This is a genomic window from Cryobacterium sp. 10I1 (assembly GCF_035019805.1).
Classification (GTDB): Bacteria; Actinomycetota; Actinomycetes; order Actinomycetales; family Microbacteriaceae; genus Cryobacterium; species Cryobacterium glucosi.
The window spans coordinates 1-4,064 of record NZ_JASJVF010000274.1 but is presented as its reverse complement, the minus strand read 5'-3'; the positions used below and the strand labels follow the sequence as shown (position 1 = coordinate 4,064).

At 68.3% G+C, this 4,064-nt stretch carries 4 protein-coding genes; 3 read left to right on the top strand and 1 reads right to left on the bottom strand.

Going from position 1 to position 4,064, the window contains the following annotated elements:
- A partial coding sequence (locus tag QN345_RS16345) for an amidase domain-containing protein (RefSeq protein ID WP_323508888.1) occupies positions 1-587 on the top strand: 587 nt, incomplete at its 5' end.
- 97 nt (positions 588-684) lie between these two features.
- Entirely contained in the window at positions 685-1,449 is a 765-nt protein-coding gene (locus QN345_RS16340) for an amidase domain-containing protein (protein WP_134449156.1), read from the top strand.
- A gap of 85 nt (positions 1,450-1,534) precedes the next feature.
- On the opposite strand, the gene pgm is transcribed toward QN345_RS16340, so the two are convergent.
- The gene (pgm, locus tag QN345_RS16335; RefSeq protein WP_323505308.1) at positions 1,535-3,151 is read right to left on the bottom strand and encodes a phosphoglucomutase (alpha-D-glucose-1,6-bisphosphate-dependent); all 1,617 of its coding nucleotides are present in this window, start codon (positions 3,149-3,151) and stop codon (positions 1,535-1,537) included.
- A 35-nt stretch (positions 3,152-3,186) separates the two neighbouring features.
- Between pgm and pheA the strand changes: the two genes are divergently transcribed.
- A partial coding sequence (gene pheA / locus QN345_RS16330) for a prephenate dehydratase (RefSeq protein WP_323508887.1) occupies positions 3,187-4,064 on the top strand: 878 nt, incomplete at its 3' end.

Here is a 4,064-nt window from a genome sequence, read left to right as displayed (position 1 = left end):
CCCCGGCCCCGAGCGGCGCAGCGAGCGCCCTCGCGAGCACCGGCGCCGCGGCCGACACCGCACCCGCTGTGGCCGTCGCCGCCGGCGTGAGCCCGCTCACCTTCCAGTACGTCCCCGACCCGCGCATCACGGCCCAGATCGGCTACGTGCGCGCCCACTGGAACTCATACAACTCCGCCGTCTACGGCGCCATCGGCGGCAACGACTGCGTCAACTTCACGAGCCAGTCGCTGATCGCGCGCGGGTGGACGATGGACGCCGAGTGGTCCTATAGCGCTGCAGGCGCCGGATACAGCTCCGCCTGGTCGAGCTCGACCGCGTTCGCCGCGTACCTGTCCGCCCACCCCGAGCGTGCCACGCCGCTCACCGCCGGCGAAAGCAGCCGGGTCAAGGTGGGCGACATCGTGCAATTCGACTGGGACCGCTCCGGCGACAAAGACCACACCGGAATCGTCACCCGCGTCGTCAAGGACGCCTCGGGAACGCACCTCTATTACGCAGGTCACACCGAAGATAGCCTCGACAAGTCCGTCGAGGAATCCCTCGCGAACACCGGGGGAACGGTGAGCTACTGGAGCGTCGCCTAGCCCGGCGATTCAGCGACACTTCATAGCTTGGCGGGCAGTTTTCCCATTGAAGTGTGATTATCTGGATATATCCCCCCCCAAATGAGACGAGGAATTCGTGCAGTTCACCCGACGCTTTCGCATCAGCGCAGCCGCGCTCGCGTTCGCTGCTCTCGTGATCGGCACCGCCGCCGTCGCATCCTGGGGCGACGACGATTCAGACTCGGCGCGAGCGGAGATCGCCACATCGGTGACCCCCACAGACACCGCGACCCCTCGGGCGACGCCGGCGGATGCCGGTGCTCCCGTCGCCGTCGACACCGCGCCTGTCGCGACCGCAACGCCGACACCCGCTCCGGCGCCCGTGACGACCGCCGCGCCCGCCCCCGTCGCGGCGGCTTCGACCGGCGGAGTGCAGGCCCAGGTCGACTACATGATCGCGCACTGGACGAACTACAACACGGCGGACTACGGCGTCGTCACCGACAACGACTGCGTCAACTTCACGAGCCAGTCCCTGATCCAGCGCGGCTGGGCCATGGACGGCAGCTGGTGGTCCAAGGGCACCGGCTCGTCCTTCACCCACTCGAACGCCTGGGTCAGCTCGACCGCGTTCCGCAACTACCTCGCGAGCTCTGGGCGTGCGACCGCGCTCACCGACCAGCAGCGCGACCAGGTCAAGGTCGGCGACGTCGTGCAGTTCGACTGGGACAACTCGGGCGACCGCGACCACACCGGCGTCGTGACCCGCATCGAGGGCAGCGGCGACGACATCGTCATCTACTACGCAGGCCACACCGACGACACCGACTACCGTTCCGTCGACTACGCGATCACCGTGAAGCACCCGGGCGCCACCGCGTACTACTGGAGCATCCCCTAACCACCGGCCGCGTCACACGACGGATGCCGCCGCCCGCGCCCGCCGACCGGCGAACGTGCGCGACGGCATCCGTCTACGAAAGTGTCTACGCGATGGCGGCGTCGACGATCGCCTTCGCCTCGAGCTGCACCTGGCGGAGGTGCTCCGGGCCCTTGAAGGACTCGGCGTAGATCTTGTAGACGTCCTCTGTGCCGCTCGGCCGGGCGGCGAACCAGGCGTTCTCGGTGACGACCTTGAGGCCGCCGATCGCGGCCCCGTTGCCTGGGGCGTGGCTGAGCTTCGCGAGGATCTTCTCGCCGGCGAGTTCGGTCGCGGTGATCGCGTCGCCGTCGAGCTTGCCGAGCTGGGCCTTCTGCGCGGGCGTCGCCGCGGCATCCACCCGGGCGTACGCCGGGTCGCCGAAGTGCTCGACGAGTTCGGCGTAGCGCTGGCTCGGGCTCTTGCCGGTGACGGCGAGGATCTCGGAGGCGAGCAGGGCCAGCAGGATACCGTCCTTGTCCGTCGTCCAGACCGTGCCGTCGAAGCGCACGAAGCTCGCACCGGCGCTCTCCTCGCCGCCGAACGCGACCGAACCGTCGATGAGCCCGGGCACGAACCACTTGAACCCGACCGGCACCTCCCAGAGGTCGCGGCCGAGGAAGCCGGCGACCCGGTCGATCATCGTCGAGGAGACGAGCGTCTTGCCGATCGCGGCGTCAGCGCGCCAGCCCTCGCGGTGGCTGTAGAGGTAGTCGATCGCGACGGCGAGGAAGTGGTTCGGGTTCATCAGGCCGCCGTCCGGCGTGACGATGCCGTGCCGGTCGGCGTCGGCGTCGTTGCCGGTGAGGATGTCGAAGTCGTCCTTGTGGGCGATGACCGAGGCCATCGCGGAGGGGCTCGACGGGTCCATCCGGATCTTGGAGTCCCAGTCCAGGGTCATGAAGCGCCAGGTCGGGTCGACCTTGGGGTTCGTGACGGTGAGATTGAGCTCGTAGCGGTCGCGGATCGCTCCCCAGTAGCCGACGCTCGCGCCGCCGAGGGGGTCTGCGCCGATGCGGATGCCGCTCGCCTTGATGGCGGCCATGTCGATGATGTTCTCGAGGTCGTTCACGTACGCACCGCGGAAGTCGTAGGTCTCGACCGCGCTCGGTTCGCTCATCTTCACGTCGACGAGTCCGCCGGCGATGAGCTCGTTGGCGCGCGCGGCGATCCAGGAGGTGGCGTCGCTGTCGGCCGGTCCACCGTGCGGGGGGTTGTACTTGAAGCCGCCGTCGGTCGGGGGGTTGTGGCTGGGGGTGACGACGATGCCGTCGGCCTCATCGGTGTTCCCTGCCCGGTTGTAGGCGAGGATCGCGTGCGAGAGCGACGGGGTGGGCACGTAGTCGTCGAACTCGTCGACGAGCACGCGCACGCCGTTGCCGACGAGCACTTCGAGCGCCGTCGTGTACGCCGGGGCGCTCAGCGCGTGCGGGTCCGTCCCGATGAAAAGGGGGCCCGTGATGCCCTGATTGGTGCGGTACTCGACGATGGCCTGCGTCGTCGCGATGATGTGGTTCTCGTTGAAGGCCGTGTTCAGCGAACTGCCACGGTGCCCGGAGGTGCCGAATGTCACCCGTTGGGCGGGCACGGTCACATCGGGTTTCAGGTCGTAGTACGCCTTGACCAGCGCGTCGACATCGATCAGGTCTGATTCCAGGGCCGGAGTGCCCGCACGTTCATTCATGTCCCCAGTCTGGCACTGCAAGTAGGCTGTGAGCCATGTCCGAGACGCGCAAAGCCAGCTACAGCTTCCTGGGGCCGGCGGGCACCTTCACCGAGGCGGCACTCGCCCAGGTGCCCGAGGCGCGCGCCCAGGCCTGGCGCTCCGTCAACAACGTGGGCGAGGCGCTCGCCGACGTCGTCTCCGGTCGCAGCGTCGCCGCGATGATCGCGATCGAGAATTCCGTCGACGGCGGCGTGTCCGCCACCCAGGACGCGCTCGCGAAGGTGCCGGACCTCCGGATCATCGGCGAGTATCTCGTGCCGGTGAACTTCGTGCTCGTGGCCAGGCCGGGCACGACGCTTGCCGACGTGAAGATCGTCGCCGCGCACCCGGTCGCATACGCCCAGTGCCGGAACTGGCTCGAGACGAACGTTCCGCACCACGGCCACATCCCCGCCTCGAGCAATGTGGCGGCGCCGACCTCACTGCTCGAGACCGAACAGGCGGATGCCGCGGTCGCCCCTCCGGGGATCGAGAACCATCTCGACCTCACGGTTCTCGCCACCGACATCGGTGACAACCCGAACGCCGTCACCCGGTTCGTGCTGGTCAGCCGCACGACCGTGATCCCGGAACGCACCGGTGCGGACAAGACGAGCCTCATCGTCGAGCTGCCGGAGGACCGCGCGGGGGCGCTCCTCGAATTGCTCGAGCAGTTCGCGACCCGCGGGGTCAACCTTTCGCTGATCCAGTCGCGTCCGATCGGCGACGCGCTCGGTCGCTACCGGTTCGTGATCGACGCCGACGGGCACATCCACGACGAACGCGTCGCCGACGCCCTGCTCGGCCTGCGCCGGTTCAGCCCGAAGGTGATCTTCCTCGGCTCGTACCCCCGGGCTGACCTGCAGCAGAACGAGTACACCAAGCGCTACGA

Excerpts from the sequence above, each read along its gene's own strand:
- pgm (WP_323505308.1), bottom strand. The coding sequence starts at position 3,151 with ATGAATGAACGTGCGGGCACTCCGGCCCTGGAATCAGACCTGATCGAT.